Here is a 23,723-nt window from a genome sequence, read left to right on the forward strand (position 1 = left end):
TTGCCCTCACATCCTTCTAACGTCGGTCAGACAGCCGCTGATAGCGGCAGCGGCCGCCATGGCAGGGCTGACCAGATGGGTACGAGCCCCCGGCCCCTGACGCCCGACGAAATTGCGGTTCGAGGTTGAGGCGCACCGCTCGCCGGGACCGACCACGTCACCATTCATGGCCGCGCACATGGAACAGCCGGACTCCCGCCATTCGAAACCGGCATCACGAAACATGCTGGCAATGCCTTCGGCTTCGGCCTGAGCTTTAACCTGGGTTGAGCCTGGCACCACGATGGAGGGAATAACCGCCTTGCGTCCCTTCAGAATGGCTGCAGCCGCGCGAAGGTCCTCGATCCGGCTGTTGGTGCAAGAGCCGATAAAGACCTTGTCCAGCTTCAGGCCGTCGAGCGGCGTGCCCGGCGAAAGCTCCATATATTCGAGCGACTTCGTTGCTGCCTTGCGCTTGTCAGCGTTATCGAAGCATGTTGGATCGGGTACCCGACCCATGATGGAAACGGCATCTTCTGGACTGGTTCCCCATGTCACCATCGGTGCGATATCTGCGCCATTGAGACTGACTTCGGCATCGAAAAACGCTTCGTCATCGCTTGAAAGCGTTCGCCAGTGCGCGGTTGCACGATCCCATTCCTGTTCGGACGGCGCAAAGCGACGCCCCTTCACATAGGCAAAGGTTGTTTCGTCCGCGGCCACCATGCCAAAGCGGGCAGCAGCTTCAATCGACATGTTGCAGAGGGTCAATCGACCCTCTATCGAGAGATCCCGAACGACCTGCCCGGCGAATTCAATGGCATGTCCACCGGCGCCTGCCGCACCGATTTTTGCAATCAGCGCCAGCATAACGTCCTTTGCCGTCACGCCCTGGCCCAGCACACCGTCAATCGTCACGCGCATGGTTTTCGGGCGAGACTGCCACAGCGTTTGAGTGGCGAGCACATGAGCATTTTCGGACTGGCCGATGCCGAAAGCGATTGCGCCGAGCGCGCCTTGCGTTGACGTATGGCTATCCGAACAGACGATGGTCAGACCCGGCAGCGTAATCCCCTGTTCAGGTGCAACGACGTGCACAATGCCCTGCTCCCGGCTGGAAAGCCCGAAGTGCCGCATTCCGCCCCATTCCATATTCTCATCGAATGTGTCGATCATATGCGCGATTGCAGGACTTGCGGCATCGCCAGACGTTCTCCCGAGCGTCGGTACGTAATGGTCTGCAACGCCAAAGATCTGCTGCGGACGGCGAGGCTTCAACCCGCGTCTTCTCAGATCAGCGAAGGCATGAAAGCTGCCCTCGTGAATCATGTCACGGTCGATATACAGAAGCGACGGGCCAGCCGGATGTCGCAATATCTCATGCTCATCCCATATCTTGCCCAACATTGTGCGCGGTGCGGATGCTTGCGCCATAAGCTGATCTTTCTTTATTCAAAGGCTTTCCAGAAAGCGGCTTTCGCCGCCTCCGGATGTGTCAACGCATCACTTGCCCGCGCGGAAAGCCGCACAGATGTCTCCCACAGGGGCATTCCAGACGCCCTCGTGGGACAGGATGTAATCCAGCGCTTCACGCAGATATTCGACGCGGTAAGGCATTCCGGACACCCAGCTATGCAGCGGCAGGCTCATGACGCGACCGCCATATTGGCCGCTTTCGCGGTAGAGCACGTCGAAGCGGTCCTTAACCTGCTGCACCCATTCGGCTTCCGACTGAAAATATTCGTCGGCAACCACGCGGTCATCGGTCTCATAAGCCATCGGCATGGCAAGCAGAGTGCCATTGCTTGTCTGCATCTCGTAAGGAAGATCGTCATTGGCCCAGTCCAGGCTGTAAGCAACGCCATTACGAGCCAAGAGATCGGGCGTCTTGAAACCCTGCGCGCGGCCGGGCGACAGCCAGCCTTCCACCTTCTGCCCGCTCGCCTCGCGCAAAAGGGAGAGCGCCTCGGCGATGATTGCGTTTTCCTCCTCCTCGCCAAGCCCCGAGTGGTGGACCTTGCCCATATCAAGACCGTGCGCGATGATTTCATGCCCGCCTCTGACCACGGCATCGATGAGAGCCGGGTATCGCTGTGCGATCACGCCGTTTATTGCAAAGCTGGTTTCAAGGTCTTTTTCAGCAAGCAGCTTGAGAATGCGGAAAATTCCGATCCTGTTTCCGTAATCCCGGTTGGTGTAATAGCGGAAATCCGGATAGGGCATGGACAATGCCCCTGGCGCCTTGAATGGCTTGGACGGCATATCAAGCGGAAAATGCTGGACATGCGTTACAATCGAAAGCGCGATGCGAGCGCCATCTGGCCAGACAACCGGCTTGCGGGCGAATAAATCGCTCCACTCGTAACGATCATGATCCATGCCATAGCGGCGGGCGGGATAGTTGAGATAGTCTTCAGGCATAGACATCAGCGCGCACCTTTCCCTGAATTGTGGGCAGCCATGGCGGCATTCATCGCGTCATAGGCACCGCTGGAATGGTAGGCTGCGGCGATTTCGCGACCTGTCGTCTGCCATACGCCCTCATGCCCTGCGATGTAGTCGATGGCTTCGGCGAAGGCATCGATGCGGTGTGGCTGTCCGACCAGATAGGGATGCAAGGGAATGCACATGACCGTGCCGCTCTCGCTACCTTCCTTGTAAAGCTGATCGAACTGACGCTTGATGATTTCGCCGTAATGGCGCGGCGTAACCTTCTGGCTGTTGTAAACGATCACATCGTTCATCTCGAGCGAATAAGGCATCGAAATCAGCTTGCCGGATTTGACCTTGACCGGCATGGGCTGGTCGTCGTGGAACATGTCGCAGGTATACTGAATGCCCGCTTCAGACAGGATATCCATCGTCCAGAAATTGTTGGACAGAGCCGGAGACAGCCATCCAGCCAGTTCCTGACCGGTGTGTTTGCGCACCGTATCGAAGGCATCGCGAATGATCGCCCGCTCCTGCTCGATGTCGAGATTATAGACATAGCGCGTGTTGTAGATGCCGTGGGAGAAGAACTCCCAGCCACGGTCCGCACAGGCCTTGATGATTTCCGGATGGTGATCGCAAAGGGCGACATTGAGGGAAACAGAGCCGCGAAATCCGGCATTATCCATCGCAGCCATCATGCGCTGCCAACCGGCCCGGTTCCCGTAATCCCGGTGGGAGTATTGAAGAACATCCGGATTGGGACGAGCCCACGGCGTGCGGGTAGGATTGTTTGGAGGATCATACTCATAGAATTCGATATTCGGAGCGATCCAGACGGCGATCTTCTTGTTATCGGGCCAGACGATCTTCGGGCGGTTGGGCCACGGCAGATAATCGTAAAGACCCAGATCCGACTTCATGTCGGTTTTTTCGGCGGCCATCTTAGCGGACCTCCGGCTGATAGTTTTCATACCAGGCAATGGCGTCCGATACCGGGATCACATCGCCGTATTTGACCGAAATGTCATAGAGATTGGCGAAATGCGGGCTCTCGTGCTTATCCGCCACGCATTCCTCGGGAACGATGACGCGATATCCGCGCGAGATCGCATCCACCACACAGGCACGCACACAGCCGGATGTGGAGCCACCCGTGAGAATGACCGTATCACACTGATGCCAGACCATCAGCGACTGGAGATTGGTCTCATGGAAGGGCGAAGCCATGCGCTTGTTGATAATGATGTCCTTGACGTGATCGATCTGCAGGCGCGGATCGAACTCGGCACGGCGCGAACCAACCTTGATGTTCTGCAGGGAGTCCGGCGTATCGGTACGCGTTCCCCAGACGCCGCAGTCCTCGCCAGATTCCATATAGGCCACATAGGTCCAGGTGATGGGGAGACCCTTGGCGCGAGCAAGGTTCGAAAGTGTATTGACGTATTCGAGCTGCTGCGGATCGGTCTCATAGGCAGAGATAAACTCACCGACAGAGGTGTAGGCACATTGCAGATCGATATTGATCAGCATTGGCTTGCGCCCGAACCCAAATCGTCTGCGGGTTGGGTTTGCCTTGGCCTTCTCGTACAATTGACGGGCGGTTAGCGATGAGATTTCCATGACGACCTCCTATGCACTGCAGCCTCCCCGCGCGGTCCATTACACAGACCACTTCCTCAGCAGGAAGGATGCTCTATTATTTCTATTGTTATCACTTTATATCATTTGTAAAGCTCATTTCCGACCTCTCGCCATCTTCTTTTAGGAGTCGCTTTCTGTCTGTGCAAATGCCTGCAACCCTTGGCTAAAATGCTGATGAATTGAGCAACGAACCCACCATCGACGGAGGAAAACATGCCAATATCGCCCTGCCCGCCTATTGAAGATTCTGATTGGCCAAGCTCCGTCGCCGACATGCGAGAAGGATTCGCGGGCAAGCTGAACGTCTATCGCACCATGGCGCACCACCCCTCCCTCTTGAGAAGTTGGGCACCGCTTCGCCAGCATATCGTCGTTGACAATGCACTGGGGCCGATCAGATCCGAAATCGTGATTTTGAGAACTGGCCACCGGCTTGGATCAAGCTATGAGTGGGCTCATCATGTGAGCAGGGCGCGGTCTCTTGGCCTTAGCGATGAGCGCATTCGAGCTGTTGCTGCGATGCCTGAAGGAGAGGACGGCTTGATCGTGCAGGCGGTCGACGCTCTTTTTGACCTGCGTCACATTCCTGCTGCGCTGGAGCGCGAACTCGCAGACAGCATTGGCCGTGAAGCCATTTTTGATCTGATCGCCACGGTTGGCTTCTACATCACACTAGGCGGCATCCTGATGACGTATGAAACACCTATCGATGACGCGATCGCGTCCGAACTGGAAGCAAATCCAATTTAGGCGGTTCGGAGGACGCGAGCCTTCGCGTCCTCCAGAAGCATTGCAGGGTGCTGTCAGACTTCTTTGAGTTTGACCGGACCGTTCAGTTGCTCGATCAGTGTTGAACTTGCAGCGTTCAAACCGATCACCTTGACCGCAACGCCGTGCTTTTCAAAACGCTCTGTCACCCTTTCGAGCGCAGCGACCGCGGTGATATCCCAGAAATGTGCCTTTGAGACATCGATGAGGACAGACATACCCTCGGCCGCTTCCGTGTCGAAAGCATCCACAAACACATCTGCGGAGGCGAAGAACACCTGACCGGAAACCGTGTAAGTCACACGGCGCGCTTCTTCATCGGTTTGGGTTTCCACACGCAAAAGGCGCGCGACCTTGAATGTGAAGAAGACGCCGCTCAGCAACACGCCAACGGCAACACCAAGAGCGAGGTTCTCGCTGAGAACAGTCACGATAACAGTTACGCCCATGACGGCGCTCGACATTTTCGGATGCACGACAAGGGTCTTCACCGACGACCAGTCAAACGTGTCTATGGAAACCATGATCATGATCGCGACGAGCGCTGCGACAGGAATCTGCGAAACCCAAGGCTTCAGCAGCACCATGAGGACAAGCAGGAAAACGCCCGCGAAAAGCGTGGAAAACCGGCCCCGGGCGCCGTATTTGAGGTTGCTGACCGTCTGCCCGATCATGCCGCACCCTGCAATTCCGCCAAAAAGGCTTGCTGCGGTGTTGGCTATGCCGAGGCCGGTACATTCCCGGTTTTTCGAACTCGGCGTTCCCGTCAGATCGTCCACAACACTTGCTGTCATCATGGATTCGAGCAAGCCGACCATTGCGATGGCCAGCGCAGGCCCTGCAATAATGCCAAGTGTCTCAAGGGTCAGCGGAACGGCAGGCCAACTGAAAATGGGAAGAGAATCCGGTAATTTGCCCAGTTCTGCAACCGTCATGACAGGAAGATCAAACAGGATTGCAGCACCGGTCAGAACCAGAATGCAAATCAGGGGTGACGGTATCGCGTCCGTCACTCTTGGGACGATGTAAATCACCGCCAGTCCTGCAGCCAACATGCCGTAAGCCAGCAAATCGCCGCCAAGAATGTGCGGAAGCTGGGCAGCGAAGATGAGCATCGCAAGCGCGTTGACGAAGCCAGTGCGTACCGACTTGGACACAAAGCGCATCAGGACGCCAAGGCGAAGGATGCCGAACAGAATTTGTATCATGCCGGCCAGAAGGCCTGCAGCAAAAAGGTACGGCAAGCCATGCGTATGCACCAGAGGGGCAGCAACCAAGGCGACCGAGCCTGCGGCAGCAGAAATCATGGCCGGACGACCACCGGTGAAGGCGATCACGATACCGATAACAAAAGAAGCGAAGAGACCCACTTGAGGGTCAACGCCGGCCACGAACGAAAAGGCGATGACTTCGGGGATCAGCGCGAATGTCGCGACGGCTCCCGCGAGCATTTCGCGAATAGGATTGGCAGACCAATCCCGACGGAGAGATGTGAGTAGCATGTGATGAAATCTCGCAAAGCATGAAACGGACGCATTGGGCGTCGGTGGTATTTGTCATGCAGGTTTTGCGTTGTCTGGCGGATCGGCGGCCAGAAGAGCCACCCGGAGTTTCACCGGGTCCGTGGTGAGTAAGCTCCTAATAAAGGATATCGTGTGCGATGCAACATGAAAATGCGTGCGCTCAACAGCCACGCAACCTTGTTTTTACAGGGGAACCAATCGCGACTGACAGGGTTAGGGGTTGTCAAAGGCAAGGAGAACCCCATGAAGATCTTGAGCTTGGCGATCTGCGTTGTATCCGCTGGCGTGCTCAGCGGCTGCGTCGATGACAGAGGCTACCGAGGCGGCGGCTATTATTCTTCGTCCGTCCATAGCCGTGGTTACGATGACAACCGCTACTTCCGCGACAGAGACTTCCGACGAGACCGCGACCGTGACTGGCGCGACAATCGCGGCGGATACCGAGGCGGCGATAGAAAGATCGTGTACGGCGTCATCCGGCGTTAACAGACCACTGGAGAAACGAAACGCCGTGCGGTAGCACATCTCGTCGGTCACTAGGATTACCGTTGCGTTTCGTGGGTTGGGGAGTGAATTGGTGTATATGGAGAGGCTGGAAAGCTCCGAAATTGAAGCCGGGATTTACACGTGGTCGATGGAAGACGATCGGCTGTATGGGGACACCGCGGTTGCCGCTCTGTTTGGGCTGGACCCCTTGCAGACCGTCAGGGGTCTGCCCTTGGCGTCGTACATGGAACGTGTCCATTTGGACGACAGGCCCGGTCTGGCTGCGCTAATAGCGAAAGCGGTCAGGGATGGTCGACCACATAATGCTGAATACAGGGTTCGAAACGCACATGGTGAATTCGAATTCGTGATGTCGTCCGGCCGGTGTTTCCATGGCCCAGACGGCACCCCGGCGATTTATTCCGGCATCATATATCCCTTGCAGAAGCTCAATTGACCAGATCAGGCGACGGCTGTCTGCGTGGACTGGAGTGGCTCAAAAGAGCGATTGAACCATTCCCAGTCATGGGTGTGGTTTCGCTTCAAGCGATAGAGGGCCTGATCCGCTGCGTGGAGTAGCGTTTCGAGATTTCCAGCATGATGGGGGTAGAGGCTGGCCCCGACAGTCGCCCCAACGTCAATCTCTTCGCCCTGGATGATAAAAGGTTTGGCAAACGCATCTGAGATGCGCTGACAGATCTTCTCTGCGTCATCCTGATCTTCGAGATCGGTGAGAAGGATCGCAAACTCGTCACCACCCATCCGCACCACCGTGTCATCCTGGCGGACCGATTGCCGCAGACGAATGGCCACCATCCGCAAGATATCATCTCCGGCGGCATGTCCGAAATAGTCGTTGATCGGTTTGAAGTTGTCGAGGTCGATCATCAGGATGGCAATCATCCGCTGCGACGCCGTCGCAAGACTTCTCGCCATCTCGCTGTCCCAATGCTCCTGCAACGCCCTTCGATTGCCCAGACCGGTCAACGGGTCCTCATAGGCAATCCGCTTCAGGGCGCTTTCAGCAAGCTTCTGAGTGGACAGGTCCTCGTAGGTCGCCATCCAAAGATTGAAGTCGTGGAGGACGATACCTCTGTGGAGCACGACGATGGTCTTGTCGTTGATATCATTGATGTGCAATTCGAGCGGCTGCACCTCGGTTATGCCGCGACGTCCACAATTCCAGAATTCGTCCCATCTTTGCCGGGCCTGGGCCTTTTCGGCCTCATCAGCATAGGTCTGGCTGACCCATTGATCGATTGTGGCGAAATGACCGTTCTGGTATCCGAATGTCTTCGTGAAAGCCCTGTTGACGAAGCGCATGTTGCCGTCCGGCAGTGACGCCCAGGTCAAAGGCACCGGAAGCGCATCAAGGATGAATATCAAGTCGTCATCAAACCTGATCGTACCGCTGGCCATTCGCGCAAATATGTCTTTCATATCGGGATGCCTCTCTGGTGACGGATGCAACGCTCTTGAAACGGATGCTGCCTTCTGGCGGCTTACGCCGAGAGCAAAGCAGCCGGCTGGTCTCGTTCCACAAGCCAGTTGAACAGATCATCGCCCCGGATGGGTCGGGACAGCCAATATCCCTGTAATTCGTCACAACCCATCGCTCGAAGCAGATTGACGGCCTCGACCGTTTCCACCCCCTCAGCAACCACCCGATATGCAAGACTGTGGGCAAGATCGATCATCGAACGCACAAGTGTGCGCTCGCGATTGCCATTTTCCATTTCCGATACGAATGAACGGTCAATCTTGACAACATCCGCCGGTAGTTTCTGAAGGTAGGCTATGCTGCTGTAGCCGGTGCCGAAATCGTCGATCGCCAACTGGAATCCAGCAGATTTCAGCTTGTCCAGCAAACCGAAGGCGCCCTCAGTTTCCTTCATCATCACGGTTTCAGTCAATTCCAGTTCAATCTGGTCTGGGCGAACCATGTGGGTGGAAAGCTTTGACATGATTCTTTCGAAGAAATCCTGCTCATCCAGATTGGCCGCAGAAAGGTTGATCGACAGCTTGAAATGCAGACCATGAGCACCCCAGGAAGCCAAATTCGACAAGGCCTCGTCAACCACCCAGTCCGTCAGTTGACGGGCAAAGGAGGACGCTTCGATTACCGGTATGAATTCCACTGGTGATATCGGCCCAAGCACGGGATGGTCCCATCTCAGCAACGCCTCAGCACTACCAATCTCACCAGTCCGCAGGTCCATACGGGGCTGAAATACCAGGGAAAGCTGGTCTGTTGCAGTCAGCGCGCCTTTGAAGTCCTGTAGTATTCTGAAATTGCGCCGGTGTCGAAGATCCATGGCCGGGGAGAAAAGGCCGATCTTGTTGCAGCTCTCACTGGCGTCCTGCACCGCACTTTGCAAGGAGCGCAGTACATCTTCAGGCGATAGAGACGCAGGCTGGAACGCGACGATGCCGATCGACGGCGTCATCGACATCTGCAAGTCGCCGTCCAGCTCGATCTCGCGAAGTTTGCCGGCCAGAAGATCGACATAGGCATCCACTGCGATACCGGCGGGGGCAAAGAATGCGAACTGTGTCGGACCAATATGATATGGGACTCTATCGTCTCCCACATGGTCGCGAAGAAGCTTCGCGACTTTTTGTATCACCGTATCGAAATAGGATGGCCCCAGAACGCGTGACAGGCGCTCGAACTGTTCCGTCTGCGCAAGGTTCAACAGGCTGATGATCCACTCCTCGCGCGGGTGGTTCAAGGCCATGTCGGAGAGGTCATTCAGAAGCTGAAACCTGTTTGGTAGTCCGCTGATGGGCTCGATTCTGCCCAGAGCATGGGTCAACTCCACCTGATCCATGACCATGGCCGCCAGGTCACAGAGCGTCGCCATTTCTTCGTCAGTAACATCTCTCGGCTCCGTGCCGAGCACGCAAAGTGCACCTAAACCAAAGCCGTCTACCGTTACCAGCGGAGCCCCGGCGTAAAACCGTATGCCCGCGGCGCCTAGGGTACTATCCGCAAAACAGGAATCTGACTGAAAATCACGGATGACAAAGGGGCGGCAGGTTTCGGCCACCTCGGCACAAGGCGCTTTTTCGCGCGGAATTTCATTATGCTCGACCCCGACCTTCGACTTGAACCATTGGCGGTTCATATCCGTTAGCGAGACGGCGGCGATTGGAAGGCCAAATATGTTGGCCGCAAGCCGTGTAATTCGATCAAAATTCTCACTTGGCAAAGTGTCGAGAAGACGCAAGTTTTTCAGACTGGCCAGTCGCGCGATTTCGTCCTGCATGCTCAAATCCGTGGCAACGCCCTCGTATGTTCATACGAGCGGGCCCTCAAGTTGTGGTTCGGTACATTTTTGATGAGGCGATGTCGGGGGGCGGCATTCGGAGGCAAATGTGGAGGCCGGACAGTGTCGGGGCATCATGCCCAAGCTTATTTCAAGTTCTTGATGGAGCGTTTTACGACACAATAAGCCCATCAGATGTTAATCGTTCCATCGGACCTTTTATGATGGTTACGAAAAGCTATACGAAATTTGCGGCATTCTAGTACGCGAATAACCCGCTGCCGTACGATGGCAGCGGGTTCGATTTGACGGTATCCTGCCTAAGCGACCTCTGGCAGACCGCTGATGATCTTATCCAGTGTCATGGGATAATCCCGTACCCGAACGCCGGTCGCATTGTAGATCGCATTTGCGATTGCGGCCGAGACGCCGCAAAGACCAAGCTCTCCAACGCCCTTCGCCTTCATCGGCGATGACATCGGATCCGTTTCGTCGAGGAAAATGACATCCTGATGCGGGATGTCGGCATGAACGGGCACTTCATATCCAGCAAGGTCATGATTGACGAAGAAGCCTCGGCTTGTATCGACAGCCAGCTCTTCCGAGAGTGCGCCACCTGCCCCCATCGTCATGGCGCCAATGACCTGGCTGCGCGCCGTGATCGGGTTCAGGATTCGTCCTGCTGCACAGACAGCCAGCATTCGGCGAATCCGGGTCTCGCCCGTTGCGGCGTCAACGCCGACCTCTACGAAGTGAGCGCCGAAAGTAGACTGCTGGTGGGTCTTGGTCAGATCGCCCCACTCCATCGTGTCTTCACCGACAAGCCCTTCTGCGCCAGCGGCTTCGGCAAGCGGAACCGTCCTGTTGCCGGATTTTACAGAACCGTCTTCGAACACGGCATCTTCGGAGTTGAAGCCCAGCTTCTGCGCGATTGCCTCACGCAGCTTGATGCAGGCAGCATAAACGCCTGACGTCGACGAGTTTGCCCCAAACTGACCGCCGGATCCGGCTGAAATCGGGAAGCGGGAATCGCCAAGCTGCACCGCCACCTTATCGACAGTAACGCCCATCATCTCAGCAGCTGTCTGGGCGATGATCGTATAGCTGCCCGTCCCGATATCCGTCATGTCGGTTTCAACCGTGATGATACCGTCTCTCCCCAGTTTGACGCGGGCTGCCGAAGGAAGCACCAGATTGTCACGGAAGGCAGCAGCAACGCCCATGCCGATCAGCCAGTTCCTTTCCTTCTTCGACGCAACCTTTGGACGGTTGCTCCAGCCGAATTTTTCCGCACCCAGCTTGAGACAACCGATGAGATCGCGGTGGGAGAATGGACGTTCCGGGTTTTCAGGATCAACCTGCGTGTCATTGACGATGCGGAACGCGATAGGGTCCATACCGACCTTCTCAGCCATTTCATCAATCGCTATTTCAAGCGCCATCAGGCCCGGCGCTTCGCCCGGCGCGCGCATGGCATTCCCCTCAGGAAGATTGAGAGTGGCAAGGCGCATTGACGTCTGGCGGTTGGCACCAGCATAAAGGAGCCTCGTCTGATTGACGGCCGTTTCCGGCACGCCGCCAGGCAAATCGCCTGACCAGCTTTCATGGCCAATTGCGGTGATCTTGCCATCCGGTCCAGCGCCGATGCGAATACGCTGGATTGTCGCAGGCCGGTGCGTCGTGTTGTTCATGATCATAGGTCGCGGCAGTGCCAGCTTTACTGGCCGACCAGCTTCCTTGGCGCCAAGTGCAGCCAGCAACGCGTCTGCTCGCAGGAACAATTTGCCGCCGAAACCGCCGCCGATGAACGGCGACATCAGGTGAATCTTTTCCTTGTCGACGCCCAAGGTCGTCGCGAGGTCAGACCTCCACCAATCGATCATCTGGCTCGAAGTCCATATGGTCAACTCACCATCGTGCCATGCTGCGATGGATGCGTGGGGTTCCATCATCGCATGGGACTGGTCCGGTGTTTTGTAGGTCTGGTCGAGCGTGATCTGAGCAGCGGAAAATGCCTGGTCGAAATCGCCTACTGCCGTATCTGGCTTCTGTGAATCGTCCGGCTTCTTGGCTGCGCCCTTTTCAGCACTCAGATCGAACGCGCCTTTCTCTTCGGTATAGTCGACCTTGATTAGGGATGCGGCTGATCGCGCCTGTTCGAAAGTCTCGGCTACGACAACAGCAATCGCCTGATGATAATGCTGGACCTCGTCGCCACCGAAGAGATTGGCGGTGTTGTATTCGCCTTTCTCAAGCTTGCCAACATCAAGGGTCGTTACAACGGAGATGACACCGGGCGCTTTTTTCGCCTCTGTCACATCCATCGAATTTATCCGCCCCTTGGCAATGGCAGCGCCCACCGGATAGCCGTAGGCATATTTCATGGACGGGTCATGCCACTCATAGGCATACATCGCACGGCCTGTCGTCTTCAGTTCGCCATCGATACGGTGAATTGGCTTGCCGACGACTTTGAGGCGATCGATCGGATTTGTCGTTGCTGGTGTGTCGAATTTCATGGCTTAACCCCTTGCTTCAGACAGGACAGCACCGAGCGTGCGCTCGACCAACTCGACCTTGAAACGATTTTCTTCAGTGGGCTTGGCATTCTCAAGAATGCGGCTCGCAGTGGCTTTCGCGCCGTTCGGCAGCTCCGCCTCCGCTGCTTCTACACGCCAAGGCTTGTGAGCGACACCGCCGACAGCGACACGCCCGGTCCCATCCTGCTGAATGACGGCGCCGACCGAAATCAACGCGAAAGCATAGGACGCGCGATCTCTGACCTTGCGGTATATGTGCTTGCCTCCAACCGGTGGCGGAAGTGTAACGGCAGTGATGAACTCGCCTTTTTCAAGCGAAGTTTCGATGTGAGGCGTATCGCCAGGCAGACGGTAAAAATCGTCAATGGGGATGGTGCGTTTCGCGCCGTCAGCCTTAACAGTTTCAACCGAAGCGTCCAGCGCACGCATTGCGATAGCCATGTCGCTTGGATGGGTAGCAATGCAGGCGTCACTGACACCGACAACCGCGTGTTGGCGGCTGAAACCGCCAATGGCGGAACAGCCGCTACCCGGCTGCCGCTTATTGCAGGGTTGGTTAGTGTCGTAAAAATACGGACAGCGTGTGCGCTGCAGAAGATTGCCCGCAGTGGTCGCCTTGTTGCGAAGCTGGCCGGATGCGCCTGCAACAAGCGCACGCGAGAGCAGTCCATAATCACGCCGAACCGTAGCATCTGAGGCGAGATCAGTGTTTCTGACCATCGCCCCCACCCGCAGCCCGCCGTTCTCGGTGGTCTCGATCTTATCGAGGCGAAGACCGTTGACGTCGATCAGATGCGTGGGGGTTTCGATTTCCAGTTTCATAAGGTCGAGGAGGTTGGTGCCGCCAGCGATGAATTTAGCACCGGGATTTGATGCCGCAGATTTGGCTGCTGCTTCCACGGAGGAAGCACGCTCGAATGTAAAGGCCTTCATGCTGTGATCCCTCCGACTTCCGATATCGCATCAAGAATGTTGGAGTACGCCCCGCATCGACAGATGTTCCCGCTCATACGTTCGCGAACTTCATCGGCTGTCAGTGGAGCGGGACTGTTGAGATCTTCGGTGACGTGGCTTGGAATATTTGCTTTGATTTCTTCCAGCACCGCCACGGAGGAACAGATCTGGCCCGGTGTGCAGTACCCGCACTGGAAGCCGTCATGCTTTGCAAATGCTTCCTGCATCGGATGCAGATTACCGGGCTGACCCAGCCCCTCGATTGTGGTGACTTCGTCACCATCATGCATGACCGCCAGCGTCAGACAGGAATTAATGCGTTTGCCGTCTACCATGACCGTGCAGGCACCGCACTGGCCATGGTCACAGCCTTTTTTCGTGCCCGTCAGGTGAAGGTTTTCACGTAAGGCGTCGAGCAATGTCGTCCTGTTGTCGACATCGAGATCATGGCTTTTGCCGTTGACCGTAAAGTGGATTTTTGTGCTGTAATTCATCTGGCTCCCCGGAGACTGAGCCACCGCTTGACCGGCGACACCCGTGGCCGCGATCGTCGCGGCAGAGGTGATAAGTAAATTTCTTCGGGAAAGTTCCAGTTGGATGCTATCCTGCATGTCCAGATCCGCTTCACTTGTTTTGAGGTAAAGCTAAACGAAGCTGACGATCAAAAGTGCCCTCCAAGAACGAAAAGTTGAACGGCTCAGCGCTAAGGATGATCTCTCGGACTCAATCAACTCGGCTAGAATTTGGCGGGCATGCCTCCAGCTGCGGCAATAGCTTCGGGGGTGTCCACATCATTCCGCGCAGCCAGGCCCAATTCGACACCGATGATCGGCAATCCCGAGGTTTCAATCAACCGGCGTGCGCCGCTGTCACCTGTCAGATGCAAGACGCTTCCATATAGCGATCTTGGCATAATGACCGGATTGCCTGGCTTTTCACCGCAGACGGCACGAACGACAGAATTGCCTCCAGCTTCATGAAACACATCGATCATGCGGTCCAAGTGAGAGGTGGAAATTTCCGGCATATCTGCCAACATGACCATAACGCCATCCGCGTTTTTTGCCTGATCCGTGGCAAAGCCCTGGGCTATGGAACTTGCCATGCCGCTCGCGTAATTTTCATTGATCGTCACAGTGACATCGAGATCATTGAGCGCAGCTGCCAGCGCCTCATGCTGATGGCCCAGCACGACAACAACGGCCGAAGCCTTGCTCGACTTTGCAACCCGCGCCATCTTTCGAAGCAATGGCAGCCCTTCAAATTCCGCCAAGAGCTTATGAAAGCCCTGGCTCGCGGTCCGGCTGGATGTTCCTGCCGCCAGAAGAATGATCGTAACGGACATTCCGTTGCTCCTCGTCGTCACCTACACACATTAAGACGATATCATCGCCGCAGGCCATTGCTGCATTCAACGCCGCGCATTCCAGCAAGATCCAGGCGGCAAGAAACTTGTTTGCCCGAAAGGTTGTGCGGAGCACACATGCTCCGTATCTTTCAAATTCCGGTCGCAGCCAGATGCGTCCAAATCAGGAGGTAAAGCGTTACCGTGGTTAACATGGCAATGCTGATCAAAAGGAGACTTGGATGTCAGGCAAGAAAACGGTGAATGACTGGCGCGAGCTCGCTGAGAAAGAATTGAAACGATCCCCTGATAGCCTGGTCTGGCAAACGCCGGAAGGGATCGCGGTCAAACCGCTTTATACCGCCGAAGATCTCCACGGCATTTCGCATCTCGAGAGCTTGCCCGGCTTCCAGCCCTTCGTGCGCGGCCCCCGCGCCACCATGTATGCCGGTCGTCCGTGGACTATCCGCCAATATGCAGGCTTTTCGACAGCAGAAGAATCCAATGCTTTTTACAAACGCAATCTCGCTGCGGGTCAAAAGGGCCTGTCCGTGGCGTTCGACCTTGCCACCCATCGCGGATACGACAGCGATCATGAACGCGTCGTTGGCGATGTCGGAAAGGCCGGAGTGGCCATCGACAGCGTCGAGGACATGAAGGTTCTGTTCGATGGCATACCGCTCAAAGACATGTCCGTTTCGATGACAATGAACGGGGCGGTCATTCCCATTCTCGCGAGCTTCATTGTTGCGGGCGAAGAGCAGGGCTGCACGAAGGCAGAACTCTCAGGCACCATTCAGAACGACATCCTGAAAGAGTTCATGGTGCGGAACACCTATATCTATCCGCCGGAACCGTCGATGCGTATCATTGCCGATATCATCGAATATACCGCAAAGGAAATGCCTCGCTTCAACTCGATTTCCATTTCCGGCTACCACATGCAGGAAGCCGGTGCGACGCTCGTCCAGGAGCTCGCTTTCACGTTGGCCGATGGTCGCGAATACGTTCGTGCGGCCTTGAAGAAGGGCTTGAATGTCGATGATTTTGCCGGGCGGCTGTCTTTCTTCTTCGCGATCGGCATGAATTTCTTCATGGAAGCGGCCAAGCTGCGGGCGGCACGGCTGCTGTGGTCTCGCATCATGGAAGAATTCGAGCCTAAAAAAGCCTCGTCCCTCATGTTGCGAACGCATTGCCAGACATCCGGCGTTTCTCTGCAGGAACAAGACCCCTACAACAACGTCATTCGCACCGCTTACGAGGCATTGTCCGCAGCGCTCGGTGGCACGCAGTCCCTGCACACCAATGCGCTCGACGAAGCCATGGCGCTACCCACCGATTTTTCCGCCCGTATTGCGCGGAACACGCAGCTCATCCTTCAGCATGAGACAGGTGTGACCAAGGTTGTCGACCCGCTGGCGGGTTCCTACTATGTCGAAAGCCTTACCAACGAGCTGGCGGAGAAAGCCTGGGAGTTGATCGAAGAGGTCGATAAACTGGGTGGCATGACAAAAGCTGTTGCCGATGGGCTGCCCAAAAGGCTCATCGAGGAAGCTGCAACCCGCCGTCAGGCTGCTGTTGACCGTGGCGAGGAAATCATCGTGGGCGTAAACAAATTCCGCCTGGAAAACGAAGACCCCATCGATATCCTCGATATCGACAATAGTGCCGTCCGAGCTGGTCAGATCAGGCGGCTTGAAACGGTCCGGCGCCAACGGGACCCGGCCAAGGTCGAGGAAAGACTTGCCGAACTGGCTCAGGTCGCGCAATCCGGCACTGGCAACCTTCTGGCAACAGCGGTGGAAGCAGCAAGGGCGCGAGCGACAGTCGGAGAGATATCGGATGCGCTGCGGAAAGTCTTCGGCGACCATGAGGCCATGCCTGAGGTCGTACACGATGTCTACGGCGCAGCCTATGAGGACGATCCGGAATACGCGACATTGTGCACACGGCTGGGAGAGCTTTCTTCGGCCCTGGGTGGCCAGCCCAAGATGCTGGTCGCCAAGCTGGGTCAGGATGGGCATGACCGTGGAGCCAAGATCATTGCTTCGGCATTTGGCGATATTGGTTTCGATGTCGTTGCCGGACCTCTGTTCCAGACCCCCGAGGAGGCGGCGGAACTGGCCGTCAAAAACAAGGTTCATGTGGTCGGCATGTCATCGCTGGCCGCGGGCCACAAGACGCTCGCACCTCAACTCGTTTCTGCGCTGAAACATAAGGGAGCGGACGACATCATTGTCATCGTCGGCGGCGTCGTGCCCCGTCAGGACTACCAGTTCCTGTTGGATAGCGGCGTTGCCGCCGTCTTCGGCCCCGGAACCAATGTGCTTGAAGCCGCCCGCGCAGTGACCGATTTGATGCAGGGGCGGCTCAGAAACACATGAAGGTTTGATGGTTGGCGACCTTTATAGGGTCGCCAACAAACGGTTGTTCAACATGCCGGAAGAAGCCGCCTGCATGGTGACTTTTTTCTCGATTGCTTCAATGACCGTATCGGTAAAGTCCACTTTCGTCAGGTCGCGGATATGCGAAAGGCCACCCGGCGAGAATACATTGACTTCAAGTATCTTGTCACCAACGATGTCCAGACCGACGAGGAACATGCCGTCCTCGACAAGTTTTGGCCGCATCATCTCTGCCAGCGCGATGACATCGTCGGTTACGTCAACGGCTTCCGCCGTGCCACTGGCGTGAATATTCGACCTCAAGTCACCTTTCGCTGGCACACGACGAAGCGCGGCGTATTTGCCATCGCGCATCAATGGCTCGCCGTTCATCATGAAGAACCGAATATCGCCATCCTTGGCCGCAGGCAGGTACGCCTGCGCAATCAGATAACCCTCTACGCTCACAGCCTCGAAAATCTGGTTGAGATTGGTTTCCTTGCTTGAGCCGATCTTGAAGACATTCTTGCCTCCCGAACCCTGCAGCGGCTTGACGATGACGCCCTTGGGATGCGCATCAGCAAAAGCGCGGATTTCATCGACATTGCGAGAGATGAGCGTTGTCGGCCGAACGATTTCTGGAAAACTTTGGAAATAGAGCTTGTTCTGTGCAAGGGCCAAGCCTTCGGGATCGTTCAGGACCACGACACCGCGCTGTTCTGCAAGCCGCCCGAACAATATGCCGGAATTCACCGCCCATGGCCGTGCCGTCTGGTCGAGCGACGGGTCGTTTCGCAACATCAGAGCATCGATGTCTTCGATATTGATTGTCTCTCTATCGAGTTTCTTTTCCTGCAGGACAGCGTGAAAATTTTCGATCTTTTTGTATTTTTGACGTGGCAGGACAAGGCCATGCACCACAAGGCTATCGTCGGGCCTTAAGGTGAAATCGCTCGGTGTCAAATAGACCACCTCATGTCCGCGGTTAAGCGCAGCCATCGCCAACAGTCCGGTCGCAAAGGTTGGCTGCTCGCCCTCAATTGAATTGACGAAAAATGCGAGACGCATGTGTCCTCCCTTACAATGTTGCCATTTCGGCTATGGGTAATCCTGATCGTATTTTTTCAAGCCGCTTCTGGGCGCTTGCTGGCGCCAAAAAACCTGGGCTGATGCTCGGGGGACGAAGTAGTCCCCTTAAGGTAAGCTCCTGCATTACCGGAAAATGCGCGGCAGAAATCTTTCCCATCCAGAAAGGCTCAAGCGCGCCACCGTTGCGCAGATGTTGGATGATTTCGTTCAGTCCTCTCAGATAGATCGCATCTTTCGATAGACCGCCACCGCGGAAAATCCGCAGTACCGAGTTAAAAGCACCGGCCTTATCAAACCCTAACCTGTCAGTCATGATGCGGAAGGTATCTACGAAACTTGCGCCATCAAGCATGGCGGCGCAACCGACGACGCGTCCCGCAACCAGCCTCAACCGTTCACGCGTCATGCCGCCGACGAGATGCTCGGCCAGTACGGCAAGCCCTTCCTGCACGCCTTCGTAACCGGAAAGGCCCGAGCGGAAGAGGCGCAGCCCCTGCGCCGAACCATTGAAGTAAGTCAGCAGATGAACACCTATCTCGTGGTGGAGAAGCGCGTCTACACGACGCTCTTCCATAACCGTGTGACGTGAAACGAAAAGCTTGTTCCCGCTGACCATCAGCCCCGGCGGCAAATCATCTCTGATTTCCACTCGAGCATCGAACTCCGCACTCTGCTCATGGTAGGCGGCGACCATATCGCGCGCTCTGTTGGCAACATGGTAACAGTCGGCGGTAGCAACCGCTTCTTGAACGGGCGGCGGACACCTCGCCAGCACGTCCTCGGCAAGTGAGAGCAACTCCGGTTCCACAGCGCCATAAAGTGCGCGGCTGAAATCCTGAAATTTTGGATTATGCAGATTGGCAAGCATCGTGAGTTGAAGATCGATCTCCTGCTGCTTTTCTCGGTAGAGGTGATAGAGCACGGGGTCTTCGAGATGCTCGAATGCGACAGAGTAAAGCTTGCGTTTCTGCTCCTCAACGTCCACCCCAAGAGGACGATAAAGGAAATTCGGTGCGCGCTGGAAATCACTCTCCTGAAATTCCTTGAAGGCGTGGCGCGCATTGATTGGCGTAACGGACAGGAGGAAATCAAATGATGCGGCGATGTCGTCTATAGAGCGGTCAGCGCGCTTCACCGCATCGACAAAGGCTTTACGGCCCAGCGCCCGGTGAGATGAAACCTTGATTGATGTCGCGTCATTGGCAAAGGCAGAGAAAGCCCTGAGCCCGGCATCAAACAGATCTGCAATCATCGTTTCGCGCAAGCCCGGATAATCTGCACCGGATTCCGGCTGGCGATAGATCGGAGCGAAGCGGACACTCAGCCATGGGAAACACAGCGCATTTTTCGGCGCTCCCCATAGCACCTCCCCTTCGCTGGAGGGAGAGGTGATCCTAGGGGTCCTAAACCGTATCTCGGCATCGCAGACAGCTTTAATAAACACGCTTTTCGCATTGAGCGCGGGCCCGTGCGAACTGGAAGAAACCTTCACTTCGTAATGCGGCAAGAAAGGTGAATCGTCCGCGAGAAGGATGTCATGTTCAAGTTCATCCACATCAAGAACGATAAAATCACCGAAGCGTTTTACCATCTCCTGCCCGACTGCATCGATAATCGGTAGCGCTTCTTCGATATCAGCCGCAATCAGGTATGATGCGTGTGCTGCGGCGATGTCACGAGCTGCTAGATTCTTTTCGCCCTTTGTCAGATGAACGCACAAAAATGGCAATGGCCTGTCTATGTGCAGCCGGCCATCGGCACCTACATCCTGCCGGACAGCCTTTCCGGATTCGAGACAAGTCTTGACCATGTCCAGAAGGTCTTGTTCAGCGTCTTGTCTGCTGACTGGCGACAGCTTCATTGCCGCCTCCTCAGGACATCTGTCAGAACCTGTTCCAGTGAGGTGATGGCGTCACGTCTTTGATCTATGACCAGCTGGTCAGGTTCACCTGTCCACTCATCCATGAAAATTTTCTTGAACTCGATGGCCACCGCACATCCGTTTTCCGGGAAACGCTCGTGTACGAAGCGCGTTTGTTCTCCCTTACCCTGAAAGGCTACGTTCTCCCGCACATCCAATGGACGCCCGTTTACCTCAACTTCTCGAAAATGTTCGATGACGACATCGATGATATCGCCCCACCTCTCTCGGTCCATTGAAGACGTGCCGATATTAACGTCCGGAGCCTTATCCTGTGGCGTTGCCGGGCCGTCTGGCCCTGCTCTTCGATGATTATAACTATGGACGTCGAGCACAACGAAGGCGCCATGCCGCTTTTCCATGTTCCGCAGAGTCTGCTCGAGCATCGCATAGTAGTCTTGGTGAAAATTCAGCGATTTGCCCAGAGCTGTATCCGAAGGCTGCTCCCGCCACACATTAAGGCCCCATGCCTGGTCGGGATCCAGGTAGATTGCCTTGTCGCTCTGGCGGTTAAGATCGATTTCAAATCTCGACCTGTGGACTATGATCTGATTGCAAAGTCCGGAAACCATCTCAGCGGTAAATGGATCCTCTTCCCTCAAACGCTCACCATCTGACAGCGCCATAAGACCGGCTACATCACCCCTGACGTCATGCCCGTCGTGAATGGCCGTTCCTATAACCGGCGAATCTCCATATCTGGTGGACCAGAACCGAAGTCCGGAATTGCCAATAGTCTCCGCGTCCGCGCGCATCCTGCCCTCGCATTTTCATCCCAAGGCAAACAACACGACGAGAAAATTGGTTCCGCATTCATTTTTGAGGACACATCGGGCAAGCACCAACAACCCGCCACTTCGCGCCGTCACAAAACTCTTAAAAACTTTCGGTGCAGAAGCAGCAAACAGCATTTAGCCCCTTGCGCACCCGCACATTGCTGGTTAAGAGAACGCCCGCACGAACCTCACAGTTCGTGCCCGCGGAGAGGTGGCAGAGTGGTCGAATGCACCGCACTCGAAATGCGGCATACCTGCAAGGGTATCGTGGGTTCGAATCCCACCCTCTCCGCCAAAAATTTGCGCCATTGATTTCATGCAATTTTCAAAAACTCCGGATTGGGTCCGCACCTTTCTTTGTACCCGGGCTTTCCACTTATTACACACGTCACGGCAACGGCTTCAGATTTCAGCGGCGAATTTCCCAGAACCTCGTTTCAATCCTCGGCATTTAATCCGTCTAAATCTTGGTAGGGTCTCCACTCGACAGGCTGCGACAATCTGCCGGCTCCTAGCCAGCCGCCTCGCCCGGCCATTTGGTCATACCCTCGGACCAGAGGAAAAAACGACGGCCCAAAAACAAGGGAGATATCATCATCGCCAAGCTGCAGGCCGAGGTGCAATATCTCATGAAGACGATGCAGGTGACCGACTTAACCGACTAGGTCATGGAAGAGCAGGACCGCCTTCATGCGATCAAACTCGAAAATCAGGGTCTGAGGCTGAGTGAACCGCACCGGGTTTGCCGGAAGCTCCAAGTTCTGAGAAAGTGGAGCCATCATGAGCAAGACGACAAATTTTCACCTGAAGTCCGTCAACGTGGCATTCGTATGGTGCTGGATCATGAAGCCTAGCAAGGCCTGCCGAGTGATGTCGCCGAGAAGATGAGGGCTCTTGAGCGGGAGAATCGAGAACTTCGCCAGGCCAACGAGATTGTGCACAAAGCTTCAGCCTATTTCGCCATGGTGGAGCTCGCCCCCCTTCAAATAATGATTTCGTTCATCGACGAACACCGTGGTGTGTTCGGGGTCGGGCCGATCTGCAGACTGCTGCCGATCGCCCCGTCAACCTACGACGAGAATGTCTCCAAGCGACTGGACGCGGATCGCCTGTCGATCCTCGCCCGCAGCGATATCAGTCTGAAGATCGAGATACGCGTGTCTTCGAATAGAACTTCAACGTCTATGCGTTCGTAGGTCTGGCGGCGATTGAAGCGGGAGGGCTTTGGCGTCGCCCGCTGCAGTGTCGCCAGGCTTATGAGGTCAATGAGCCAGCAGGGTATCATTAGAGGAAAGCCGATCCGCACGATGTTCTAAGATAAGTCCGACCCGAGCCCGCACTACCCGGTGAACCACCAGTTCAAAGCCCCAGCACCAAACAGGTTATGGGTTTCGGACTTCACCTATGTCGCCATCTGGCAGGGCTTCGTCTACGTGACCACGCGACAGATGCTGCGCATTTGCGCTGATGTCATCGACGTCTTCGCTCGTCGCATCTTCGGCTGGCGGGCGAGTCGGACTGCCCATGCAGGCTTCGTCCTCGATGCCCTTGCCGAGGCACTTCATGATCGACGTCGCGCTGATGACGGCAGCCTCGTGTATCACCCGGACAGAGGTGTGCAATACGTGTCGTTTCGGTATTCCAAGCGATTGTCAGAAGCTGGCATCGAGCCGTCTGTCTGAAGCGCCGGCGACATTTATGACAATTCCGTCGCCGAGACGATCAACGGGCTTTACAAGGCTGAGGTCATTCATCGGCACGGACCATGAAGTACTTTCGAGACAGTAGAATTTGCCACACTGGAATGGGTCGACTGGTTCAACCATCGGCGTCTCTGGAGCCCAGAGGAAACATACCGCCAGCCGAAGCTGAAGAGCGCTTTTACGCTATGCTCTACGAACCAGCCATGGCTGCATACTTAAACAAAATGGCCTCCGGCAAACCCGGCGAGGTTCATATCGTCAGCTTTTCTTCCCGATAGAGGGCGAAGTGTTTCTTGTGGTTCACAAGGTGGCCCTCGCGTCTAAGCAGCACAAGAAGGCGTCCATATCCAAAACGGCGGCGCTCATGCGCCAGCGCCGTCATTCGCTTAAGAAGGTCATGATAATTCCTTGGCCTGGTTTCGTAACGGATCGTCATCCGGCAAAAGCCGATGGCTTTACACGCCCGCCCCTCTCAGCGGTGTAAACATCACCTGCCGGGCGATGGTTCGCTCATCTGGAGCTGGCTGATCGAGCGCGCTTGCCGCTAAAGGACAGTTACTCAAAGGTAAGCCAAGAAACTCCTTGCACCAGTTTTCCTCCATGCGCACAGGAATCGCCCATTCGGGCAACCTTTTTGCCCTCTATGCTGGCCACGGAAGACCCACTTGTTATTTTATCAGAGGTGGTGGGAACGCCAGTGCAGAGTAAGCTATCTCCGACGGTAGCTACCGGCACGCCCTCGACGGTCACGAAGTTCTGCTGCGTCGATGTGACCGGGCCTCCAATATGCGGTTTTGGTCCAGGATCAACCATTGGACACACATGCATCTGACCCTTCAACGTGACCGGGCGAGAAACCATATCGAACTCTCCTAATGCTTAATCCAACAGCGCGCTCTGAGGTTAAGAGCA

19 protein-coding genes, 1 tRNA gene, 2 pseudogenes and 2 other annotated features are annotated in these 23,723 nt (G+C 55.7%); of the genes and pseudogenes, 6 read left to right on the forward strand and 16 right to left on the reverse strand.

The features are described from left to right. Positions 1-6: 6 nt before the first annotated feature. From leuC to QRN85_RS04140, 4 genes are all read right to left on the reverse strand, one after another. Positions 7-1,413, reverse strand: a complete 1,407-nt coding sequence (gene leuC / locus QRN85_RS04125) for a 3-isopropylmalate dehydratase large subunit (RefSeq protein WP_284757143.1) — start codon at positions 1,411-1,413, stop codon at positions 7-9. Positions 1,414-1,482: 69 nt separating this feature from the next. Beyond that, entirely contained in the window at positions 1,483-2,406 is a 924-nt protein-coding gene (locus QRN85_RS04130; RefSeq protein ID WP_284757142.1) for a polysaccharide deacetylase family protein, read from the reverse strand. Beyond that, the gene (locus QRN85_RS04135) at positions 2,406-3,353 is read right to left on the reverse strand and encodes a polysaccharide deacetylase family protein (RefSeq protein WP_200939077.1); all 948 of its coding nucleotides are present in this window, start codon (positions 3,351-3,353) and stop codon (positions 2,406-2,408) included. The genes QRN85_RS04130 and QRN85_RS04135 overlap by 1 nt, the downstream gene beginning before the upstream one ends. 1 nt (position 3,354) lies before the next feature. Continuing rightward, positions 3,355-4,032: an isochorismatase family protein gene (locus tag QRN85_RS04140; RefSeq protein WP_062587989.1), complete on the reverse strand. Its 678-nt coding sequence runs from the start codon at positions 4,030-4,032 to the stop codon at positions 3,355-3,357. Between the two features lie 234 nt (positions 4,033-4,266). On the opposite strand from QRN85_RS04140, the gene QRN85_RS04145 reads away from it, so the two are divergent. Beyond that, positions 4,267-4,803 (forward strand): carboxymuconolactone decarboxylase family protein, encoded by a 537-nt coding sequence (locus QRN85_RS04145; protein ID WP_284757141.1) that lies wholly within the window; start codon positions 4,267-4,269, stop codon positions 4,801-4,803. Positions 4,804-4,856: 53 nt separating this feature from the next. Here QRN85_RS04145 and QRN85_RS04150 read toward each other — a convergent pair whose 3' ends face one another. Beyond that, positions 4,857-6,323 carry a SulP family inorganic anion transporter gene (locus QRN85_RS04150; RefSeq protein ID WP_284757140.1) on the reverse strand — a complete coding sequence of 489 codons (1,467 nt, stop codon included), beginning with the start codon at positions 6,321-6,323 and terminating at the stop codon, positions 4,857-4,859. Between the two features lie 68 nt (positions 6,324-6,391). Further along, positions 6,392-6,447, reverse strand: a sequence feature (sul1 is cis-regulatory element that is thought to sense ions involved in sulfur or methionine metabolism; They are found in Alphaproteobacteria). Between the two features lie 140 nt (positions 6,448-6,587). On the opposite strand from QRN85_RS04150, the gene QRN85_RS04155 reads away from it, so the two are divergent. Next, positions 6,588-6,830, forward strand: coding sequence for a hypothetical protein (locus tag QRN85_RS04155; protein ID WP_112962254.1), 243 nt, complete (start codon positions 6,588-6,590; stop codon positions 6,828-6,830). A gap of 97 nt (positions 6,831-6,927) precedes the next feature. Further along, positions 6,928-7,287 carry a PAS domain-containing protein gene (locus QRN85_RS04160; RefSeq protein WP_113091807.1) on the forward strand — a complete coding sequence of 120 codons (360 nt, stop codon included), beginning with the start codon at positions 6,928-6,930 and terminating at the stop codon, positions 7,285-7,287. Between the two features lie 5 nt (positions 7,288-7,292). On the opposite strand, the gene QRN85_RS04165 is transcribed toward QRN85_RS04160, so the two are convergent. The 6 genes from QRN85_RS04165 to QRN85_RS04190 form a co-directional block, all read right to left on the reverse strand. Beyond that, positions 7,293-8,270, reverse strand: a complete 978-nt coding sequence (locus QRN85_RS04165) for a GGDEF domain-containing protein (RefSeq protein ID WP_112962252.1) — start codon at positions 8,268-8,270, stop codon at positions 7,293-7,295. A gap of 62 nt (positions 8,271-8,332) precedes the next feature. Further along, positions 8,333-10,099, reverse strand: coding sequence for a sensor domain-containing phosphodiesterase (locus QRN85_RS04170; protein WP_284757139.1), 1,767 nt, complete (start codon positions 10,097-10,099; stop codon positions 8,333-8,335). 320 nt (positions 10,100-10,419) lie between these two features. Next, the gene (paoC, locus tag QRN85_RS04175) at positions 10,420-12,618 is read right to left on the reverse strand and encodes an aldehyde oxidoreductase molybdenum-binding subunit PaoC (RefSeq protein ID WP_284757138.1); all 2,199 of its coding nucleotides are present in this window, start codon (positions 12,616-12,618) and stop codon (positions 10,420-10,422) included. A 3-nt stretch (positions 12,619-12,621) separates the two neighbouring features. Then, the gene (locus QRN85_RS04180) at positions 12,622-13,572 is read right to left on the reverse strand and encodes an FAD binding domain-containing protein (RefSeq protein WP_284757137.1); all 951 of its coding nucleotides are present in this window, start codon (positions 13,570-13,572) and stop codon (positions 12,622-12,624) included. Further along, on the reverse strand, positions 13,569-14,204 hold the full coding sequence (paoA, locus tag QRN85_RS04185) for an aldehyde dehydrogenase iron-sulfur subunit PaoA (RefSeq protein WP_062588008.1): 636 nt from the start codon (positions 14,202-14,204) through the stop codon (positions 13,569-13,571). The genes QRN85_RS04180 and paoA overlap by 4 nt, the downstream gene beginning before the upstream one ends. Before the next feature lie 125 nt (positions 14,205-14,329). Then, complete coding sequence (locus tag QRN85_RS04190) at positions 14,330-14,938, reverse strand: nucleotidyltransferase family protein (RefSeq protein WP_284757136.1); 609 nt, start codon at positions 14,936-14,938, stop codon at positions 14,330-14,332. 242 nt (positions 14,939-15,180) lie between these two features. Here QRN85_RS04190 and scpA point away from each other — a divergent pair, with 242 nt between their 5' ends. Beyond that, entirely contained in the window at positions 15,181-17,322 is a 2,142-nt protein-coding gene (gene scpA, locus QRN85_RS04195) for a methylmalonyl-CoA mutase (RefSeq protein WP_284757135.1), read from the forward strand. A gap of 21 nt (positions 17,323-17,343) precedes the next feature. Here the strand turns inward: scpA and QRN85_RS04200 are convergent, their stop codons facing one another. From QRN85_RS04200 to QRN85_RS04210, 3 genes are read right to left on the reverse strand one after another with little or no spacing between them, the layout of a single operon-like run. Continuing rightward, complete coding sequence (locus QRN85_RS04200) at positions 17,344-18,390, reverse strand: glutathione synthase (RefSeq protein WP_112962246.1); 1,047 nt, start codon at positions 18,388-18,390, stop codon at positions 17,344-17,346. A gap of 10 nt (positions 18,391-18,400) precedes the next feature. Next, positions 18,401-20,272, reverse strand: coding sequence for a flavohemoglobin expression-modulating QEGLA motif protein (locus QRN85_RS04205; protein ID WP_284757134.1), 1,872 nt, complete (start codon positions 20,270-20,272; stop codon positions 18,401-18,403). Then, entirely contained in the window at positions 20,269-21,087 is an 819-nt protein-coding gene (locus QRN85_RS04210; RefSeq protein ID WP_284757133.1) for an N-formylglutamate amidohydrolase, read from the reverse strand. The genes QRN85_RS04205 and QRN85_RS04210 overlap by 4 nt, the downstream gene beginning before the upstream one ends. Before the next feature lie 226 nt (positions 21,088-21,313). Here QRN85_RS04210 and QRN85_RS04215 point away from each other — a divergent pair. After that, positions 21,314-21,403, forward strand: a tRNA-Ser gene (locus QRN85_RS04215). 535 nt (positions 21,404-21,938) lie between these two features. Next, positions 21,939-23,023: pseudogene (locus QRN85_RS04220) on the forward strand (IS3 family transposase); the annotation flags it as partial. Further along, positions 22,058-22,172 (forward strand) — a sequence feature (AL1L pseudoknot). It overlaps the preceding pseudogene by 115 nt. A gap of 41 nt (positions 23,024-23,064) precedes the next feature. Here the strand turns inward: QRN85_RS04220 and QRN85_RS04225 are convergent. Further along, positions 23,065-23,283: pseudogene (locus tag QRN85_RS04225) on the reverse strand (IS3 family transposase); the annotation flags it as partial. Positions 23,284-23,366: 83 nt separating this feature from the next. Then, positions 23,367-23,672 (reverse strand): PAAR domain-containing protein, encoded by a 306-nt coding sequence (locus QRN85_RS04230; RefSeq protein WP_284757132.1) that lies wholly within the window; start codon positions 23,670-23,672, stop codon positions 23,367-23,369. Positions 23,673-23,723 lie beyond the last annotated feature (51 nt).

The organism is Agrobacterium sp. fls2-241-TYG-188a (assembly GCF_030209845.1).